Source organism: Streptomyces sp. NBC_01089 (assembly GCF_045162975.1).
GTDB lineage: Bacteria > Actinomycetota > Actinomycetes > Streptomycetales > Streptomycetaceae > Streptomyces.
Genome location: NZ_CP108660.1, coordinates 5,834,869 through 5,852,587 on the forward strand (window position 1 = coordinate 5,834,869; position 17,719 = coordinate 5,852,587).

A 17,719-nucleotide genomic window follows, 5' to 3' on the forward strand; every position below is an offset into this window, starting at 1 on the left:
TCCCGCGCCCCTGGGCCCGGTCAGGTCATCTCGTGCTCCGCGAACGTACGGAAGTCGCGCGGCGGGCGCCCGGTGAGCCGCTCGACGGTGTCGGTGGTGCGGTCCTCGGCCCCGTCGGCGATGGCGCGGTCCAGGCCGGCGAGCAGTGCGGCGAACTCGGCGGGCACGTCGGCGGACAGCCGTTCCCGCAGCTGCTCGGCACTGAGCTGCCGGTGGGTGACGGTCCGCCCCGTGGCCTGGGTGACGAGGTCGGCGACGTCCCCGTGGCTCAGCGCCTGGGGCCCGGTGAGGATCAGGTCGGTGTTCGGGGCGTGCGTGCAGGTCAGCGCGTGTACGGCGACGGCGGCGATGTCGTCCGCGTCGATGAATCCGACGCGACCGTCACCCGTCGCGGTCTCGATGGTGCCGTGCTCCCGGATGCTCCGCGCGTGGTGGTGGTCGCCGGTGAAGTTCTGCATGAACCACGAGGGCCGGAGTACGGCCCATGCGTCGAAGAGGTCCGGCAGGGCCTGATGCACCTGCCCGGTGGCCGGGCCGCCGACGGGGATCGCCGATGAGCTGAGCAGTACCGCGCGGCCCACGCCCGCCGTCCGGGCCTGCCGCAGGAAGGGCAGCATCACAGCGGCCGGGTCCAGGGAGCCGAGCGGCGGGATCAGATAGACCCGGTCGGCTCCGTCCAGGGCCGCGCCGTAGGTCGCCGGGTCGTTCCAGTCGAAGCGGACGGCCTCGGCCCCGGCCACCGGGGTGGCGCGGCGGCCGGCCGCCCTGACCCGGTGACCGCCCGCTGCGAGGCGGGCGGCGACGCGGCTGCCTGTGGTGCCGGTGGCGCCGATGACGAGTGTGGTGGCTGACGGGGTCATCGGTCGCCTCCCGTGAAGTCGCTCGCCGTGTCCTGGAGGACGGTGAGCGGGTTCCAGTAGTCGCGGTAGTGGGTGATGAGCCCGTCCCTGACGGTCACCACGGCGATATACGTCATGTCGAAGGGGCTGCCGGTGCCCACCACGCGGCCCACCCCGCGCATCTCCACCACGATGGTCTCCGGGACGGTGGTCCGGTGGATCTCGACGGAGGGGAAGTCGTGGAGGTCGATGTGGTCGGGGTATCCGCGGATGTAGTCGGCGATCGCGGCCCTGCCCTCCAGCCGCTCGGGCCAGCCGTCGGGTGCGAACGGGAACTCGAAGACCCCGTCGTCGTCCCAGAGGCCGGTCCAGCCGTCCATGTCCTTGTCCAGCATCAGTTGCAGGCTGCGGCGGAAGAGGTCCGCCGGTGCCGTGTCCGTGGCCATGAGCGCTCCGTCCCATAAGATACGGACCCGTGGTCCGTTTCATCGGACGATACGGACCGTGGGTCCGCTTTGCAACTGGAGGGAAACGCATGTCCGAGCGCAAGCCACGTAAGGACGCGGCGCGTAACCGGGTGGCCGTGTTCGCCGCGGCCGACGAGCTCTTCGCCCGCTGCGAGAGCCCCGACGCCGTCACCATGGCCGACATCGCGGCGGCGGCCGGTGTGGGCAAGGCGACGCTCTTCCGTGCCTTCGGTGACCGTGCCGGTCTGATCCGGGCGCTGTACGAAGCGCGGCTCGCGCCGGTCAGGAGCGCGGCCGACGAGGGCCCGCCGCCGCTGGGGCCCGCCACTCCGCCGCTGCTGCGCGTGCCCGCCCTGCTCGACGCCCTGCTCTGCTTCAAGCTCGACAACCGCCACCTCGCGCTGGCCCTGGAGGGCGGGAGCGGCGCCAGCCCGTACCGGGCCGAGCACTACGAGTGGTGGCACGGCCTGCTGCGCGGGGCGCTGGAGGAGATTCCCGGCTTTGCCGACGGCGACTTCACCGCACACGCGCTGCTCGCCGCCGTCCGCGCCGACCTCGTGGAACACCTCGCCGGTCAGGAGCGGACGAGCCGTGAGCAACTGCGTGCGCAGCTGGCGGCCTTCACCGCCGGGGTGCTCGGATCCGCTGCTGCGCGGAGCTGAAAACGGCAGAGATTTTGGGATGGTTTGCCCGTATTTAGTGGGTCATAACCCCAGAAGGGGACTTTTTATGGTGCGCCGAAAGTTGCCACGACGCGGTCGGTGGGTTTATAAGAGGGATGTGGCTGTGGCGATTCCGGGAATTCCGGGGACTGCCGCCATGGAGGTTTCCCATGCTTCTCACTCCGTCCGACACGGAGAAATTGCTGCTGAGTGTCGCAGGAATGGTCGCCCGCGACCGGCGTGAACGCGGCGTACGTCTGAATTATCCCGAGGCAGTGGCACTGCTCGCCTGCTGGGCGATGGAGCGGGCCCGTGAAGGTGCCCGCGTCGCCGATCTCATGATGGCGGGCAGGACCGTCCTGACCCGGGCTGACGTGCTCGAAGGTGTACCGGAGATGCTGCGCGACGTCCAGGTCGAGGCGACCTTCCCCGACGGGCGCAAGCTCGTCACGATCACCTCGCCGATCCCGTGATTCCGGGGGAGATCCGCACCGGAGCGGGCGTACTCGAAATCAATGAAAAGCTGCTGCAATTGCGCCTGGGTGTGGTGAATGACGGTGACCGGCCCATTCAGATCGGCTCGCATTTTCATTTCTCCGACGTGAATCCTGCCCTTTCTTTCGACCGGGCAGCGGCCGAGGGATTCAGGCTCGATATTCCGTCCGGCACCTCACTGCGCTTCGAGCCCGGAGTCGGCGCCGAGGTGACCCTGGTCGAGCTCGGCGGCCGGCGGGCCGTCCCCGGCCTCGTCCTGCCCGGCACCCGCGACAGCACCGGTGCCGGCGAACGCACAAGCACCGGCACCGGCACCCACATGACACACACCCCACCCACGGCACGGACGGAGGAAGGCTGAGATGGCCCGGATGACCCGCGCCGCCTACGCGGCGCTCTACGGACCCACCACCGGGGACCGGATCCGCCTCGCCGACACCGACCTGTGGATCGAGGTCGAGGAGGACCGCTGCTTCGGCGGTGACGAAGCCGTCTTCGGCGGCGGAAAGTCCATCCGCGAGTCCATGGCCCAGGCCACCGCCTCCCGGGCCGAGGGCGCTCTCGACCTGGTCATCACCAATGCCGTGGTGCTCGACCACTGGGGCGTCGTCAAGACGGACGTCGGGATCCGCGCCGGCCGGATCGTCGCGCTCGGCCGCTCGGGCAACCCCGACATGAGCGACGGCGTCCACCCCGGCCTGGTGATCGGCCCCGGTACCGACGTGGTGTCGGGCGAGGGGCGCATCCTGACCGCGGGTGCCATCGACACCCATGTGCACTTCCTGATGCCGGAGACCCTGCACGAGGCGCTCGCCACGGGCACCACCACCGTGATCGGCGGCGGCACCGGGGCCAGTGAGGGGTCCAAGGCGACCACCGTCACCCCGGGCGCCTGGAACCTCGCGATGATGCACCGCTCCCTGGACCGGGTCCCGCTCAACATCATGCTGTTCGGCAAGGGCTCCACCGTCAGCGACGAGTCCCTGCGCGAGGCCGCGCTCGGCGGCGCCGGCGGCTACAAGGTCCACGAGGACTGGGGCGCCACACCCGCCGCCATCGACGCCGCCCTGCGCGCGGCCGACACCTACGGGCTCCAGGTCGCCCTGCACGGCGACAGCCTCAACGAGGCCGGTTACGTCGAGACCACCCTGGACGCCATCGGCGGACGCGGCATCCACGTCTTCCACGCCGAGGGCGCGGGCGGCGGCCACGCCCCCGACATCATCACGGTCGCCTCCCACCCCAACGTGCTGCCCGCGTCCACCAATCCGACGCTCCCGCACACCGTCAACACCGTCGCCGAGCACCTCGACATGCTGATGGTCTGCCACCATCTCAACCCCCTGGTCCCCGAGGACCTGGCCTTCGCCGAGTCCCGTATCCGCGCCTCCACCATCGCCGCCGAGGACGTCCTGCACGACATCGGCGCGCTCTCCATCACCTCGTCCGACGCCCAGGCCATGGGCCGTATCGGGGAGGTCATCTGCCGCACCTGGCAGGTCGCGCACACCATGAAGCAGCGGTTCGGGGACCGCGGCACGGAACTGCCCGCGGACAACGAACGCGCCCGTCGCTATATCGCCAAATACACCATCTGCCCGGCGGTGGCCCATGGCATCGACCATGTCGTCGGCTCCGTCGAGCCCGGCAAACTCGCCGATCTGGTGCTGTGGGACCCGGCGTTCTTCGGCATCAGGCCCGCCGCCGTGCTCAAGGGCGGCATGGTGGTGAGCGCGCCGCTCGGCGACGCCAACGCCGCGATTCCCACCACCCAGCCGGTCCTCATCCGCCCCACGGCGGCAGCCGACGCGGCCCCGCACCTCTCGGTGACCTTCGTCGCCCCGGCGGCCCTGGAGGACGGGCTCGCCGAACGGCTCGGCTTGGTAAGGGAGTTGGTCGCCGTACGGCCGACCCGTCACCTCACCAAGGCGGATCTGCCCAACAACACGGCGCTCCCGGCGATCGACGTCGACCCCGAGACCTTCGCCATCCGAATCGACGGGGAGCTCGTCGAGCCCGCCCCGGCCGCCGAACTGCCGCTCACCCAGCGGTACAGCATGTTCTGATGCGTACCGCCCCGACACGCACCTCCGGGCTCGCGCCCCTGCTGCTCGCGGACGGCCGGCTGCCGGTCGGCGCCTACACCTACAGCGCCGGGCTCGAACCGGCCGTGGCGGCCGGGCTCACCCGCGACGGGATCCCCGCCCTGCTGCGGGCCAGGCTGCACACCACGGCCGTCACCGAAGCGGCCGCCGCGGTGCTCGCACTGCGGGCCGCACGGCGGGACCCCGTGAACTACGGCCCCGTACAGCGGGCGCTCGCGGCCAGGACGCCGGTGGCGCCGATGCGCGCGGCCTCCGCGACGCTCGGCCGCGGTGTGCACCGGCTCGCCCGCAGGCTCGCCCCCGGCCACCCGGCGGTCACCGGGCTCAGCACCGCCCGCACACCGTCCCTGCGCCCCCTGCGGCCGGTCACCCTGGGCGCGCTCGGCGCGGTGCTCGACGTGTCGGACGAGGAGCTGGCGTACGGCGTCGTCTACGACGAACTCCAGACCATCGCGGCCGCCGCGCTGAAACTGCTGCCGGGCGACCCGCTCGACTCGGTGGCCTGGATCCTCGCGGCGGAGCCCGGGGCGGCCGCAGCGGTGGCCGAGGCCGTCGCCGTACGGACACCGGACGGACTGCCCGCCAGGGCGGGCCTGCTCACCGAAGGGTGGGCCATCGAACACGACCGACGAGAACGGAGACTCTTCCTTGCCTGAGAACACCCCCAGGTCCCTGCCCTCCCTGCCTTCCCCGCGCTCCCTGCCGGAGAACACCCCCGGGACCCAGCCGCTCAACCAGCACTTCAACGAACCGCTCAACCAGCCGCGTGCCCTGCGCCTCGGCGTCGCCGGCCCGGTCGGCACCGGTAAGAGCTCGATCCTGGCGACCCTCTGCCGTGCGCTCGCCGGTGAACTCTCCATGGCCGTGGTCACCAACGACATCTACACCGACGAGGACGCCCGCTTCCTGCGCTCGGCGGGTGTCCTGCCCACCGAGCGGATCCGCGCCGTGGAGACCGGCGCCTGCCCGCACACCGCGATACGCGACGACGTCAGCGCCAACCTCGACGCGGTCGAGGACCTCGAAGAGGCGTACGGGCCGCTCGACCTGGTGCTCATCGAGAGCGGCGGCGACAACCTCACCGCCACGTTCAGCCCGGCGCTCGCCGACGCCCAGCTCTTCTGCATCGATGTGGCGGGCGGCGGCGACGTGGCCCGCAAGGGCGGCCCCGGCATCACCGGGGCCGACCTGCTCGTCATCAACAAGACCGACCTCGCACCGCACGTGGAGGTCGACGTCGCGGCCATGGTCGCCGACGCGGAGGCCGCACGCGACGGCCTCCGGGTGCTCGCGCTGTCCAAGCACAACGCGGCGTCCGTGGCCGAACTCGCCGACTGGGTCAGGGCGTTGCTCGTACGCCACCGCTCCGGCACCCATGTGCCGACCGACCCCGGTCCGATGGCCCCGCACAGCCACGGCCCCGGTGACGCCGAAGGCCACAGCCACCCATGACAGGACCCGACGACGGCGGCGCCGACCCCACGGCCGTCGCCGTCGAGCGCGACGCCGATGGCCGCCATGTCGCCCGCGTCCTGCGCCCCGGCGCCTTTCTGGCGCCCCGCCCGCTGCGTCCCGCGTCCGACGGGCTGCACCTCGCCCTGGTCGGCACCCGCGCCGGGCTCCTGGCGGGCGACGCCCTGACCCTGCATCTCTCGGTCGGCCCCGGCGCCCGGCTGCACCTCGTGGAACCTGCCGGACTCGTCGCCTACGACCACCGCGGCGGCGCGTCGTCCTGGCACGCCACCGTCGACATCGCCGAGGGCGGCGAGCTGACCTGGGACGCACAGCCCTTCGTGGTCGCGTCAGGGGCGAACGTCCGGCGCACCATGGACATCGCGCTGGCCGCCGGCGCCCGGATGCTCTGGCGCGACACCCTGGTCCTGGGGCGCTCAGGGGAACGGGGCGGCAGCGTACGGGCGACGGCCCGTGCCACGTACGACGGCCAGGACCTGCTGGTCGAGGACCTGGACCTGCGCGATCCGGAGATCCGGGAGCTGCCGGGCATCCTCGGTGCCCACCGGGTCATCGGCTCGGTCACCGCCCTCGGCGCCACCCCCGGCGGCCCCCGACACCCGTACCGCACGGACCTGGCGGGCCCCGGAGCGCAGGTACGGCTCCTCGACACGGTGGCCCCGGCGATCGACGCGGAGCTCACCGGGGTGTGGGAGCAGTGGCGGAACGGGCAGAGCCGGCAGAGTCCCTCCCGGTGAGCCAGGGCCCGCACCGTGGACCCGCCCGCGTACGGGACAATGGACCCCATGAGTCTTTTCCGTGACGACGGGGTCGTCCTGCGGACTCAGAAGCTGGGTGAGGCCGACCGCATCATCACGCTGCTGACCCGGGGCCACGGGCGGGTGCGCGCCGTCGCCCGTGGCGTGCGGCGTACGAAGTCCAAGTTCGGGGCGCGGCTCGAACCGTTCTCCCACGTCGACGTGCAGTTCTTCGCCCGCGGCAGCGAGCTCATCGGCCGCGGCCTCCCGCTGTGCACCCAGAGCGAGACCATCGCTCCGTACGGTGGCGGGATCGTCAGCGACTACGCCCGCTACACGGCCGGCACGGCCATGCTGGAGACGGCGGAGCGCTTCACCGACCACGAGGGCGAGCCGTCCGTCCAGCAGTATCTGCTGCTCATCGGCGGGCTGCGCACTCTCGCCCGCGGTGAGCACGCCCCGAATCTGATCCTCGACGCGTTCCTGCTGCGCTCGCTCGCCGTCAACGGCTACGCGCCCAGCTTCGAGGACTGCGCGAAGTGCGGCATGGAAGGGCCGAACCGGTTCTTCTCCGTGGCGGGCGGCGGTGCGGTGTGCGGCGACTGCCGGGTGCCCGGCAGCGTCGTACCCTCTGCGGAGGCCGTCGGGCTGCTCAGCGCACTGCTGACGGGGGACTGGACGACGGCCGACGCGGCCGAGCCGCGGCACGTCAGGGAGGGCAGCGGGCTCGTATCGGCCTATCTGCACTGGCACTTGGAGCGCGGGCTGCGCTCGTTGCGGTACGTAGAGAAGTAGTGAGAGGGAGACGAGCACATGGCACGACGCGGGATTCTGGGGCGTAACAAGCAGGAGTACAAAACCCCCGAACTGCACCCGTCGGGCGCCCGCCCGCCGAAGATTCCGGGCGAACTGGTGCCGAACCACGTGGCGATCGTCATGGACGGCAACGGCCGCTGGGCCAAGGACCGCGGGCTGCCGCGCACCGAGGGCCACAAGGTCGGCGAGTCCACCGTGCTCGAAGTGCTCAACGGCTGTATCGAGATGGGCGTCAAGAATCTCTCGCTGTACGCCTTCTCGACCGAGAACTGGAAGCGCTCGCCCGAAGAGGTGCGCTTCCTGATGAACTTCAACCGTGACGTCATCAGGCGGCGCCGGGACGAGATGGACGAGCTGGGGATCCGGATCCGCTGGGTGGGCCGGATGCCCAAGCTGTGGAAGTCGGTCGTCGAGGAACTCCAGGTCGCCCAGGAGCAGACCAAGGACAACGACGCCATGACGCTGTACTTCTGCGTCAACTACGGCGGGCGCGCGGAGATCGCCGACGCGGCGCAGGCCATCGCCCGCGATGTGGCGGACGGCAAGCTGGACCCGTCGAAGGTCAACGAGAAGACCTTCGCGAAGTACATCTACTACCCGGACATGCCGGACGTGGACCTGTTCCTGCGCCCCAGCGGGGAGCAGCGCACGTCCAACTACCTGATCTGGCAGAGCGCGTACGCCGAGATGGTCTTCCAGGACGTCCTGTGGCCGGACTTCGACCGCCGTGACCTGTGGCGGGCCTGTCTCGAATTCGCCCAGCGGGACCGGCGGTTCGGCGGCGCGATCGAGGAGACGGCCGGCTGAGGACCGGCGGGGCACCGAGCGGTCGGCAGCGCGGGCCCCGGACGGGGCAGCGCGGGGCCCCGGACGCACAGGGCGTTCCGGGGCCGGGGTCTCAGCTCTCCGCGGCGGATGCCGCGCACTCCGCGCAGGTCCCGAAGACCTCCACCGTGTGCGCGACGTTCACATACCCGTGCTGTGCCGCGATGGACTCCGCCCACTTCTCCACCGCCGGCCCCTCCACCTCGACGGCCTTGCCGCAGGTCCGGCAGACCAGATGGTGGTGGTGCTCACCGGTCGAACACCGCCGGTACACCGACTCGCCGTCGCCCGTGCGCAGCACGTCGACCTCGCCCGCGTCGGCCAGCGACTGGAGCGTGCGGTAGACGGTGGTCAGCCCGACCGAGTCGCCCCGGTGCTTGAGCACGTCGTGCAGCTCCTGGGCACTGCGGAACTCGTCCACCTCGTCGAGCGCCGCGGCCACCGCGGCCCGCTGCCGGGTCGACCGGCCTCGTACTGGTGCTCCCGCAGTCACAGGTGCCTCCTCGCCGTGCGTCGCCCGCCCATGTGTCGGGCCATTGTGCCAGCTCCGTCAGGCGCCGGCCGATTCCGCGGGCCGCCGCGCCGCCGGAAGGCCGGGCCCGCACTCCGCCTCGGCCGCCTCCGCGGCCCGTGCCCGCCGCCTCGCCAGCGGTGCGGCGAGCGCGGTCAGCGCCACGAAGACCGCGATGGCCAGCAGGACAATTGTCGCTCCGGGCGGCACGTCCTGGTAGTAGGACGTGACCGTACCGGCGAGCGTCACCGCGGTGCCGATCACCACGGCCACCACGAAGGTGACCGCGAACGACTTCGTCAGCTGCTGCGCCGCCGCGACCGGGACCACCATCAGCGCGCTCACCAGGAGCAGCCCGACCACCCGCATGGCGACGGTGACGGTGACGGCGGCCGTGACCGCGATGAGAAGGTTCAGCACCCGCACCGGCAGCCCGGTGACCCGGGCGAACTCCTCGTCCTGGCTGACCGCGAAGAGCTGCCTGCGCAGCCCGAGCGTCACCAGGACCACGAAAGCGGCCAGGACGCAGATCGCGGTGACATCGCTCTGCGAGACGGTCGCGAGCGAGCCGAAGAGGTACGAGGAGAGGTTGGCGTTGGAGCCGGTGGGGGAGAGGTTGATCAGCAGCACCCCGCCCGACATACCGCCGTAGAAGAGCATCGCCAGGGCCACGTCCCCGCGCATCCGGCCGTAGCTGCGGATCAGCTCCATCGAGACGGCGCCGACGACCGAGACCAGCGTCGCCATCCACACCGGGCTGGAATTGAGCAGAAAGCCGAGGCCGACCCCGGTCATGGCGATGTGGCCGATGCCGTCGCCCATCAGCGCCTGGCGGCGCTGGACGAGGTAGATGCCGATGGCGGGTGCGGTGATGCCGACCAGGACGGCGGCGAGCAGGGCCCGCTGCATCAGGGCGCTCTGGAGAAGTTCCATGGTCAGCTCAGCAGTCCTGTCCTGGCCGGCTCGGCCGGCGCGTGCGGGTGTACGTGGTCGTGGCCTGGCGTGGGGGCCCCTCCCTGCTCGAACGGAGTTGAGAGCTTGGGGGAGTGCCGGCCCGGCGCGTCATCCATGGGGGGCGGCGGTCCGTCGTGCGTGACGCAGCCGTCGCGCAGCACGACGGCGCGGTCGATCAGCGGCTCCAGCGGCCCCAGCTCGTGCAGCACCAGCAGCACGGTCGTCCGGGCGGCCACCTGCTCGCGCAGGGTCGAGGCGAGGATCTCCTGGCTGGCCAGGTCGACCCCGGCCATCGGCTCGTCCATGATCAGCAGTTCCGGCTCGGACGCCAGCGCCCGCGCGATCAGCACCCGCTGGTGCTGGCCACCGGAGAGCGCGCTCACCGAGTCGCCCGCGCGGTCGCTGAGCCCGACGAGCTCGATGGCGTGCGCGACGGCCGCCCGGTCGGCCTTCGACGGCCACCGCAGCTTCGTACGGGCGAGCCTCCCGGACGAGACGATCTCGCGCACCGTCGCCGGCACCCCGCCGGCGGCCGTGGTGCGCTGCGGTACGTAACCGATGCGTGCCCACTGCCGGAACCGGCCCAGCGGGCTGCCGAAGAGTTCGATCGAGCCGTGGGTGAGGGGGACCTGGCCGATCACCGCGCGTACGGCGGTCGACTTGCCCGAGCCGTTGGCGCCGAGCAGGGCGACGACCTCGCCCCGGCCGACCCTGAGGTCGATACCGCGCAGCACGGGGCGCGAGCCGAGCGCGGCGGTGGCGCCGCGCACCGAGATGACGGGTTCCTGTTCCATGTCCATGGCGCGTGCCTCCGGTGCGGTCGCGGGTGCGGTCTCAGATGCGGACGGGCCTGTGCGGGGTGCGGTCACTTCGCGCCGAGGGCCTTCTGGAGCGCGACGAGGTTGGACCGCATGACCTGCATGTAGTCGCGGCCCCTGGACTTGTCCGTGATCCCTTCCAGCGGGTCCAGGACGTCGGTCTTCACATGCAGGTCGCCTGCGAGGGTCTTGGCCGTGTCGGGGTTCGCGATGGTCTCGAAGAAGACCGTGTTGACGTGGTGCTTCGCGGCGAGGCTGTGCAGGTCCTTCATGCGCGAGACGCTGGGCTCGCTCTCCGGGTCGATCCCGCTGATGGCCTCCTCGGTGAGGCCGTACCGCTCGGCGAGGTAGCCGAAGGCGGCGTGCGTGGTGACGAAGGTGTCGGACGTGCGGTGCTTCAGCCCGTCCACGTACTGCTTGTTGAGGGCGTCGAGCTTCTTCACCAGGGCGTCGGTGTTCTTGCGGTAGTCCGCCTCGTGCTTCGGGTCGGCGGCGGCGAGCGTCTTGTCCACGCCCCTGGCGACCTGGGCGTACCGCACCGGGTCGAGCCAGATGTGCGGGTCGAGTCCGGCTTCGCTCTCCGAGTGGGAGTCATTGTCACCGGTCGTGTGGTGGTGGCCGTCGACCTCGGTGCCGTGCTTTTCGAGCGTGGTCATCGAGGCGGCGTCGGCGGTGTACTCCACACCGGACTGCTTGATCGCCTCGTCGACGGCGGGCTGGAGGCCCTTCAGATAGACGATCGCGTCCACGTCGGAGAGGGCGACGGTCTGCTTCGGGCTGAGCTCCAGGTCGTGCGGCTCGACGCCGGGCTTCGTCAGGTTGGCGACGGAGACATGATCGCCGCCTATCTGCTGCGTCAGGTACTGGAGTGGATAGAACGACGCCACGACACGCAGTTTCCCGTCCTTGTGGTCGGCTGCGGTGGAGGAGGCGGAGCAGGCGGAGAGGGCGACCAGTCCGGCGGCGACCGCTGCGGAGACGGCCGTGGCGGGTATGAGGCGTCGTACGTTCATGACAGTCATTTTCAACGAAAGTGGAAACCATTGTCAACAATGGCTCCGTGTGGCCCGCGGAACGGCCCGGTGTGACCGTCGGAACGGCCCGGTGCGGCCCTCCGGAACGGCTCTGTGTGACACCTCCGGCGGCCCCGCCGTCCGGCCGCCGTGAAGGGGATCTCCGGCCCATCCCGGCAGGAACCGGTAACCGATTTGATCCAGGGGGCCCAGCCGCCGGTAACCTGAGGTATTCCGCTGTTCGCAATCGTCGTAATGAAGAGAGCACCGTGGCCGCCGACAAGATCGACACCATCGTCAGCCTGAGCAAGCGCCGTGGCTTCGTCTACCCCTCCAGTGAGATCTACGGTGGTCAGCGTGCCGCCTGGGACTACGGGCCGCTGGGTGTCGAGCTGAAGGAGAACCTGAAGCGCCAGTGGTGGCGCTACATGGTCACCGCGCGCGAGGACGTGGTCGGTCTCGACTCGTCGGTCATCCTGGCCTCGGAGACCTGGGAGGCGTCCGGTCACGTCGCGACCTTCTCCGACCCGCTGACCGAGTGCACCTCCTGCCACAAGCGGTTCCGCGCGGACCACCTGGAGGAGGCGTACGAGGAGAAGCACGGCCACGCGCCCGCGAACGGCCTCGCCGACCTCAACTGCCCCAACTGCGGCAACAAGGGCACCTTCACCGAGCCCAAGAACTTCTCGGGTCTGCTCTCCACCCACCTCGGCCCGACCCAGGACAGCGGCTCCATCGCCTACCTGCGGCCCGAGACGGCCCAGGGCATCTTCACCAACTTCGGCCAGGTGCAGCAGACTTCGCGCAAGAAGCCGCCGTTCGGCATCGCGCAGATGGGCAAGTCCTTCCGGAACGAGATCACTCCGGGCAACTTCATCTTCCGCACCCGCGAGTTCGAGCAGATGGAGATGGAGTTCTTCGTCAAGCCGGGCGAGGACGAGCAGTGGCAGGAATACTGGATGGAGCAGCGCTGGAACTGGTACCGCGACCTCGGTATGCGCGAGGAGAACATGCGGTGGTTCGAGCACCCGAAGGAGAAGCTCTCCCACTACTCGAAGCGCACCGCCGACATCGAGTACCGCTTCCGCTTCGGCGGCAGTGAGTGGGGCGAGCTGGAGGGCGTCGCCAACCGCACGGACTACGACCTCGGCGCGCACTCCAAGGCATCCGGCACCGACCTCTCCTACTTCGACCAGGAGAAGGGCGAGCGCTGGACGCCGTACGTCATCGAGCCCGCGGCGGGTGTCGGCCGGGCCATGCTGGCCTTCATGCTCGACGCGTACATCGAGGACGAGGCGCCCAACGCCAAGGGCGTCATGGAGAAGCGCACCGTGATGCGCCTCGACCCGCGCCTGGCGCCGGTCAAGGTCGCGGTCCTGCCGCTCTCCCGCAACCCGCAGCTGTCGCCGAAGGCCAAGGGCCTGGCGACCGACCTGCGCCGCAACTGGAACATCGAGTTCGACGACGCGGGCGCCATCGGCCGCCGCTACCGCCGCCAGGACGAGATCGGTACGCCGTTCTGCGTCACGGTGGACTTCGACACCCTCGACGACAACGCGGTGACGGTCCGCGAGCGCGACACGATGAAGCAGGAGCGTGTCTCGCTGGACCAGATCCAGTCGTACCTCGGCGGCCGGCTCCTGGGCTGCTGACCTGGCGCGGTCACTGCTCCACCCCCGCGTCGCTCCGACGTGACAGGGCCCCGGTCCCGCTTCGGCGGGGGCGGGGCCCTCGCCCGTTTGCGTTCAGAACGCCAGCCGGCTCCGCACGGTGGCTGCCAGCTCCCGTTCGGGCGGCAGGGGGTGGGTCCGCAGTCCGGATTCCGTTACCTGGTCCAGGAGTTCGTCGAAGCCGAACAGGAACGACCTGTTTCCCAGGATCCGGTCGAACTTCTCCGCATTGGCGATGGACGCGTCGAACACATCCCCCGATGCGAGGTCGATCCCGGGGAAATCCGGATTGGCCTGGTCCTGCGCGAGCCATTCGATGTGGGTGTGCAGATGGCCCTGCCTGACGAATGACTCCATATAGGAATCGGACACATTTACTTCGGACTGTGTCGTATGCACGCGCACCCGCTCGTCGAGCAGCTGGAGGACGTGGAGATTCTTCAGAGCGAGGTGCGCGGAGTCCATCACCGGCCACGGCAGTCCCGAGTTCTTGATGAACGGCACCATGGAGAGGAATGCGATGTGATCGCACACGCACTCCTCGATGAGCGGGCTGGACGGTGTCAGACCGCCCACGAATCCGCTCAGGTCGAAGAAGGAGGGAGTGTCGGCGGCACCCGCGGTGAACCTTCCTGCCCATTCCCGTACGACGTGGAGCGAGTCGCTGTTGCTCCACCGCCCGGCCTCTTCCCGCTTCTTGCGCAGCAGGATATGGCACACCTCGTGGGCAATGGTGAACAGCTCCTGCGCGAACGCGAGGGTCCAGGTGGCCTCGGACGGCGCGGCGACGGGTGCACAGCGGTCGCGCAGGATGTCCTGGGCGACGGAGATGTAGTACGCGGAGTCGAGATGGCCGGTGAGATAGAGCCGGTGGCCCGCCAGCCGGTACAGAGCGGCCAGGACCTGGTCGGGCTGCGCCTCGTTGAGCGCCAGATTGGTCAGGGCGCCGAAGATCCGGCCGAGTTGCTGGTCGTAGACCACGTATTCCCCGGACCGGCTCACGAAGTGCGACGGCCTGGCGTGAAAGGAATCGACGACCACGAAAGGCGGTGTCGCGCAGTCCACCCGAAGCAGGTCGGCTTCTCGCTTCCAGAACAGGTGGAAGTATTTCTCGTAATTCTCGGACCAGGCGGGCAGCACCCTGTCGAAGCAGTCCTCTCCGTACAGGGCCTTCAGATACACGCTATCCGTCACGGCCGGGCGTCCCTTCGGGGCTTTCGGCCAGTTTCCCCTGGACGCGGTCCAGGATCCGGTTCGCTTCCTTCTCCGTGTAACCGCTGAGTTCCAGGCCGTCGATGACGACTTTGGTCACTTTCCGCTGATCGGAGCGGGAGCGGAGCCACGTCCTGAAGTACGGGAAAGTGGCCACGCTCAGCGCGATGAGCATCTGGAGGGTCGCCTCGCCGTCGAACGGCCGCTGCTCCGTCCGTTCCCCTGCCGTGGTGATGCCGCGGGCCAGCGTTTCGAGCTCGTCGGCGGCCTGCGACTCCTGGCTGCTGATGGCCACGATGATGTGGATCGGCATGGATCCCTTCCGGGTGCGTTCGCGTCGGGGCTGACGTCAAGTGGGCTTCTGGACAGGGAGGTTGGGCCCTGGAGTCAGAGTAGACAGGTACGGGCCCCCCGAGCCGGGTCCGGCCGGGCCGTTCCCCCGCAGAGGTGAATCGGCGGCGAATATGCGCGTGGGGCGATGGCGGTGACCGAGCAGTGGGATACGGGGCGCCGCTCCGGTGCACGGCTCAGCGGTCGAGTGTTCTGCGGCCGATGCCGGTGGTGCGGAGCGCGATGACGGCGAACGCCGCGTACAGCAGGGCGAGGCAGAGCGGGAAGACCCGGTCGCGGCCCAGGGGGTCGAGGCCGTTGTGCAGGGACAGCAGCCAGGTCGACGCCGTGACAGCGCCGATGAACACCGGTCCGGCCATGGTGGCCCGCAGCCGCGCCGGTACCGCCTCCGTCAGGGCCGCCACCGCGCCGGGTACGAGGACGGCGACCAGTACGGCCCCGGCGTACCGCACCGCCATGGCCACCGGGTACGACGTGGGTGTGGTGAGGGACACCGCCACCTCCAGCGCGGCGAAGGCCCCGCCGCACACGGCGAGCACGAAAGGCCGACGGCGGTCGGAGAGCCGTCCCAGGAGGGGGAACAGCAGGACGGCGAGACCGGCGGGCAGCGAGGAGTACCTGACCTCCCCGCCGGCGGTGTGCAGGGTGGGATCCAGCCCTGCGTCGACCGCCCATCCGGCGCCCAGCGCGAGGAGCGCGGCCAGGACCGACAGCCGCTGGTGGTGGCGGAGCGGCTCGAACAGCGCGCGCGGCGGTGCGTCGAACTGTTCCGCGCTGCGCGGCTCCCACAGTCTCAGGCGTAACGCCATCCCCGTCAGAGCCAGCACCACGGCGGCCACGGCCGGCGCATGCCGCAGACCGGTGCTCTGTACTTCGGCCCCGGCGGCGGCGAGCAGCGCCTCCGCCGCGTACAGGCCGCCGAAGTACCAGCCGAGCAGTGCGGCCCTGCGGCCGGGGGCCGCCGTCTCCGCCAACAGCGTGACGGTCACGGCCAGTTCACCCCCGACGGCGATGGACATCAGTAATCCCGAGGGGATCAGGACTACGAGCCCGGACCCGGCGGTGAGCGGGAGCGCGGCGAGAGCGAGGAGCCCGGCCGTCAGCAGACCGGCCGGGCGCCGGCCCCACCGGTCCGCGGCCGCGCCCGCGAGCACCGCACCCACCAGCTGGGCGGGGATGCTCAGTTGCCACGGGTACTCCAGGGGGGTTCCGGCAGCGGCGGGGGCGGTATGGAGCAGTACGAGCATCAGCCCTTGCAGCGAGCCGCACACCAGGGCGGCCGCCAGGGCGCGCGCCCGCCCCCGTCGCGTCGGTGACGACTCCTCGTCCGCGTGCGGCCCCAGCCGGGTGAGGACCCCACGGAACCGCGCGTACAGCTGGAGTCTGATGTTCTCGCCGGCCCGGTCGCGGACCCGGCCTGCGGTCTTCCTGAGATCCAGCGGGAGGAGGGAAGGCGTCCAGTCGTCGGCGAAGACCACCATGGCCCGCAGGGGGTAACTGTCGGCGTGTGCGCCCCTTCTGCGGCCCTGCTGCTCGGCTTCGCGGCCTTCCGGCTCGGCTTCGCGGCTCCCCGGATCGGTCTTGCGGCCCTCCGGATCGGCCAGGTCCGGCAGGCGGCGCCCTTCCGGCAGCAGGCGGTCGGCGACCTTGCGGAACTCGGCGTACTCCGCCGGGCCCGAGTACACCAGCAGGACCAGCTCGGCGGGGTCCCGGCACCGCACCGCCTGCCCGAACTCCCAGAGCGTGCCCCTGGCCACTCCGGTGCCCAGGACGACGAGCCGGGCCCGCCGCAGCAGGGCGAGGACGGTCGGCTCCCAGTCGGCCCAGGGCAGATAGACCCGGTCGGCGCCGGGTGGCGGGAGAGCTTCCTCCGGGTGCCCGACCGCCAGCAGGCGGCCCGCGTGACGCACCGTCCAGGACAGCAACTCCTCGACCGTCAGCGTCGATCCGGTCAGATTCAGATAGCGGGGCCTGCGAGCGAGACCGACGGGATAGGACGCGATCGGATCGTCCTTCTCGAACGGGCGGAGATAGAGCACATAGGGCTCACGCAGACAGGCGGCAAGCGAGTCGGGGACGCCCACCCGATGGCGCCGCCCACGCCTCAGGAGGAGGGGCGCGACGGCCTGAGCACCGGCCGCGAGCAGCAGAAGACCGGCCGCCTGCACCGCTGTACCGACGTCCGTACCGAGATCCGTGCCGAGCCCCGCACCGACGTCCGCACCGACGTCCGTGCCGAGGTGATACTGGGCCTGGAGCACCACCTGGGCCACCCGTCCGAGCCCCGCCGTGTACGCGGTGACCGCGAGGACGTTGGACCCGACGCCGGCGACGACGAGCGCCCTGCCCAGGACCGGCCGCAGCCGGCGCCCCGGCTTCCCGAAGGCCGGGGTGTCACCGGCCGGGACAGCGAGGTCCGGCAGCTCGGGCGCGACGGGTGCGGGCCCGGCCGGGCGTACGACGGACAGCGCGTGACGGCGGTCGGCCCACCAGCCCCCGTACCGCGCGGCCAGGGCCACCGCCAGCGCACACACCGCGCCGAGTGCGGCGCGGGCCGGTAACTCGGCGGTGGCAGAGGCGGAGTCCAGGACGCTTCCGGTGGCGAGCGACTGTCGGGTGACCGGGTCGAGCAGCGGCGTGGTGACCACGCTGAGGAAGGTCTCCACCACGCATGTCGCCCAGCAGCTCCACCGGATCAACCGCAGGACCACGCCGACGCCGAGCCACCCGATCACAACCCCCATGGCTCCTCGATACTCCGGGCGCGGCAC

Annotated in this window: 19 protein-coding genes; 10 read left to right on the forward strand and 9 right to left on the reverse strand. The window is 70.7% G+C overall.

What is annotated here, in order from left to right:
• Positions 1 to 20 precede the first annotated feature (20 nt).
• Both OG510_RS26155 and OG510_RS26160 read right to left on the reverse strand, forming a co-directional pair.
• A complete protein-coding gene (locus OG510_RS26155; RefSeq protein ID WP_406139985.1) occupies positions 21 to 860 on the reverse strand; it encodes an NmrA family NAD(P)-binding protein in 840 nt (279 codons plus the stop codon).
• The gene (locus OG510_RS26160) at positions 857 to 1,285 is read right to left on the reverse strand and encodes a nuclear transport factor 2 family protein (RefSeq protein WP_406139987.1); all 429 of its coding nucleotides are present in this window, start codon (positions 1,283 to 1,285) and stop codon (positions 857 to 859) included. The genes OG510_RS26155 and OG510_RS26160 overlap by 4 nt, the downstream gene beginning before the upstream one ends.
• Positions 1,286 to 1,374: 89 nt before the next feature.
• Between OG510_RS26160 and OG510_RS26165 the strand changes: the two genes are divergently transcribed.
• The 9 genes from OG510_RS26165 to OG510_RS26205 all read left to right on the forward strand — a co-directional run bounded on the left by OG510_RS26165 (position 1,375) and on the right by OG510_RS26205 (position 8,401).
• The gene (locus tag OG510_RS26165; RefSeq protein ID WP_406139989.1) at positions 1,375 to 1,968 is read left to right on the forward strand and encodes a TetR/AcrR family transcriptional regulator; all 594 of its coding nucleotides are present in this window, start codon (positions 1,375 to 1,377) and stop codon (positions 1,966 to 1,968) included.
• A gap of 170 nt (positions 1,969 to 2,138) precedes the next feature.
• Entirely contained in the window at positions 2,139 to 2,441 is a 303-nt protein-coding gene (locus tag OG510_RS26170) for an urease subunit gamma (RefSeq protein ID WP_406139990.1), read from the forward strand.
• Positions 2,438 to 2,824, forward strand: a complete 387-nt coding sequence (gene ureB, locus OG510_RS26175) for an urease subunit beta (RefSeq protein ID WP_406139991.1) — start codon at positions 2,438 to 2,440, stop codon at positions 2,822 to 2,824. The genes OG510_RS26170 and ureB overlap by 4 nt, the downstream gene beginning before the upstream one ends.
• A 1-nt stretch (position 2,825) precedes the next feature.
• Positions 2,826 to 4,529 (forward strand): urease subunit alpha, encoded by a 1,704-nt coding sequence (locus tag OG510_RS26180; RefSeq protein ID WP_406139992.1) that lies wholly within the window; start codon positions 2,826 to 2,828, stop codon positions 4,527 to 4,529.
• Positions 4,529 to 5,224 (forward strand): urease accessory protein UreF, encoded by a 696-nt coding sequence (locus OG510_RS26185; RefSeq protein WP_406139994.1) that lies wholly within the window; start codon positions 4,529 to 4,531, stop codon positions 5,222 to 5,224. The genes OG510_RS26180 and OG510_RS26185 overlap by 1 nt, the downstream gene beginning before the upstream one ends.
• Before the next feature lie 43 nt (positions 5,225 to 5,267).
• Positions 5,268 to 6,020, forward strand: a complete 753-nt coding sequence (gene ureG, locus OG510_RS26190; protein ID WP_406142559.1) for an urease accessory protein UreG — start codon at positions 5,268 to 5,270, stop codon at positions 6,018 to 6,020.
• Positions 6,017 to 6,778, forward strand: coding sequence for an urease accessory protein UreD (locus OG510_RS26195; RefSeq protein WP_406139995.1), 762 nt, complete (start codon positions 6,017 to 6,019; stop codon positions 6,776 to 6,778). The genes ureG and OG510_RS26195 overlap by 4 nt, the downstream gene beginning before the upstream one ends.
• A gap of 48 nt (positions 6,779 to 6,826) precedes the next feature.
• Positions 6,827 to 7,573 carry a DNA repair protein RecO gene (gene recO, locus OG510_RS26200; RefSeq protein ID WP_164258621.1) on the forward strand — a complete coding sequence of 249 codons (747 nt, stop codon included), beginning with the start codon at positions 6,827 to 6,829 and terminating at the stop codon, positions 7,571 to 7,573.
• 18 nt (positions 7,574 to 7,591) lie between these two features.
• On the forward strand, positions 7,592 to 8,401 hold the full coding sequence (locus OG510_RS26205; protein WP_406139996.1) for an isoprenyl transferase: 810 nt from the start codon (positions 7,592 to 7,594) through the stop codon (positions 8,399 to 8,401).
• A gap of 91 nt (positions 8,402 to 8,492) precedes the next feature.
• Here the strand turns inward: OG510_RS26205 and OG510_RS26210 are convergent, their stop codons facing one another.
• The 4 genes from OG510_RS26210 to OG510_RS26225 all read right to left on the reverse strand — a co-directional run bounded on the left by OG510_RS26210 (position 8,493) and on the right by OG510_RS26225 (position 11,715).
• Positions 8,493 to 8,912, reverse strand: coding sequence for a transcriptional repressor (locus OG510_RS26210; RefSeq protein ID WP_164258625.1), 420 nt, complete (start codon positions 8,910 to 8,912; stop codon positions 8,493 to 8,495).
• Positions 8,913 to 8,969: 57 nt separating this feature from the next.
• A complete protein-coding gene (locus OG510_RS26215) occupies positions 8,970 to 9,863 on the reverse strand; it encodes a metal ABC transporter permease (protein ID WP_406139998.1) in 894 nt (297 codons plus the stop codon).
• A 2-nt stretch (positions 9,864 to 9,865) separates the two neighbouring features.
• Positions 9,866 to 10,684: a metal ABC transporter ATP-binding protein gene (locus OG510_RS26220; protein WP_406139999.1), complete on the reverse strand. Its 819-nt coding sequence runs from the start codon at positions 10,682 to 10,684 to the stop codon at positions 9,866 to 9,868.
• 65 nt (positions 10,685 to 10,749) lie between these two features.
• Positions 10,750 to 11,715 carry a metal ABC transporter substrate-binding protein gene (locus OG510_RS26225; RefSeq protein WP_406140000.1) on the reverse strand — a complete coding sequence of 322 codons (966 nt, stop codon included), beginning with the start codon at positions 11,713 to 11,715 and terminating at the stop codon, positions 10,750 to 10,752.
• 269 nt (positions 11,716 to 11,984) lie between these two features.
• Between OG510_RS26225 and OG510_RS26230 the strand changes: the two genes are divergently transcribed.
• Entirely contained in the window at positions 11,985 to 13,367 is a 1,383-nt protein-coding gene (locus OG510_RS26230; RefSeq protein WP_164258633.1) for a glycine--tRNA ligase, read from the forward strand.
• 93 nt (positions 13,368 to 13,460) lie between these two features.
• On the opposite strand, the gene OG510_RS26235 is transcribed toward OG510_RS26230, so the two are convergent.
• The 3 genes from OG510_RS26235 to OG510_RS26245 all read right to left on the reverse strand — a co-directional run bounded on the left by OG510_RS26235 (position 13,461) and on the right by OG510_RS26245 (position 17,692).
• On the reverse strand, positions 13,461 to 14,579 hold the full coding sequence (locus OG510_RS26235; RefSeq protein WP_406140003.1) for a hypothetical protein: 1,119 nt from the start codon (positions 14,577 to 14,579) through the stop codon (positions 13,461 to 13,463).
• On the reverse strand, positions 14,569 to 14,910 hold the full coding sequence (locus tag OG510_RS26240) for a hypothetical protein (RefSeq protein WP_406140004.1): 342 nt from the start codon (positions 14,908 to 14,910) through the stop codon (positions 14,569 to 14,571). The genes OG510_RS26235 and OG510_RS26240 overlap by 11 nt, the downstream gene beginning before the upstream one ends.
• 214 nt (positions 14,911 to 15,124) lie before the next feature.
• Positions 15,125 to 17,692 carry an MFS transporter gene (locus tag OG510_RS26245; protein WP_406140006.1) on the reverse strand — a complete coding sequence of 856 codons (2,568 nt, stop codon included), beginning with the start codon at positions 17,690 to 17,692 and terminating at the stop codon, positions 15,125 to 15,127.
• Positions 17,693 to 17,719: the final 27 nt, after the last annotated feature.

Excerpts from the sequence above, each read along its gene's own strand:
- OG510_RS26185 (WP_406139994.1), top strand. The coding sequence starts at position 4,529 with ATGCGTACCGCCCCGACACGCACCTCCGGGCTCGCGCCCCTGCTGCTC.
- OG510_RS26225 (WP_406140000.1), bottom strand. The coding sequence starts at position 11,715 with ATGAACGTACGACGCCTCATACCCGCCACGGCCGTCTCCGCAGCGGTC.
- OG510_RS26195 (WP_406139995.1), top strand. The coding sequence starts at position 6,017 with ATGACAGGACCCGACGACGGCGGCGCCGACCCCACGGCCGTCGCCGTC.
- OG510_RS26160 (WP_406139987.1), bottom strand. The coding sequence starts at position 1,285 with ATGGCCACGGACACGGCACCGGCGGACCTCTTCCGCCGCAGCCTGCAA.
- OG510_RS26180 (WP_406139992.1), top strand. The coding sequence starts at position 2,826 with ATGGCCCGGATGACCCGCGCCGCCTACGCGGCGCTCTACGGACCCACC.
- OG510_RS26245 (WP_406140006.1), bottom strand. The coding sequence starts at position 17,692 with ATGGGGGTTGTGATCGGGTGGCTCGGCGTCGGCGTGGTCCTGCGGTTG.
- OG510_RS26220 (WP_406139999.1), bottom strand. The coding sequence starts at position 10,684 with ATGGACATGGAACAGGAACCCGTCATCTCGGTGCGCGGCGCCACCGCC.
- OG510_RS26165 (WP_406139989.1), top strand. The coding sequence starts at position 1,375 with ATGTCCGAGCGCAAGCCACGTAAGGACGCGGCGCGTAACCGGGTGGCC.
- OG510_RS26215 (WP_406139998.1), bottom strand. The coding sequence starts at position 9,863 with ATGGAACTTCTCCAGAGCGCCCTGATGCAGCGGGCCCTGCTCGCCGCC.
- recO (WP_164258621.1), top strand. The coding sequence starts at position 6,827 with ATGAGTCTTTTCCGTGACGACGGGGTCGTCCTGCGGACTCAGAAGCTG.
- OG510_RS26240 (WP_406140004.1), bottom strand. The coding sequence starts at position 14,910 with ATGCCGATCCACATCATCGTGGCCATCAGCAGCCAGGAGTCGCAGGCC.
- OG510_RS26155 (WP_406139985.1), bottom strand. The coding sequence starts at position 860 with ATGACCCCGTCAGCCACCACACTCGTCATCGGCGCCACCGGCACCACA.
- OG510_RS26170 (WP_406139990.1), top strand. The coding sequence starts at position 2,139 with ATGCTTCTCACTCCGTCCGACACGGAGAAATTGCTGCTGAGTGTCGCA.
- OG510_RS26205 (WP_406139996.1), top strand. The coding sequence starts at position 7,592 with ATGGCACGACGCGGGATTCTGGGGCGTAACAAGCAGGAGTACAAAACC.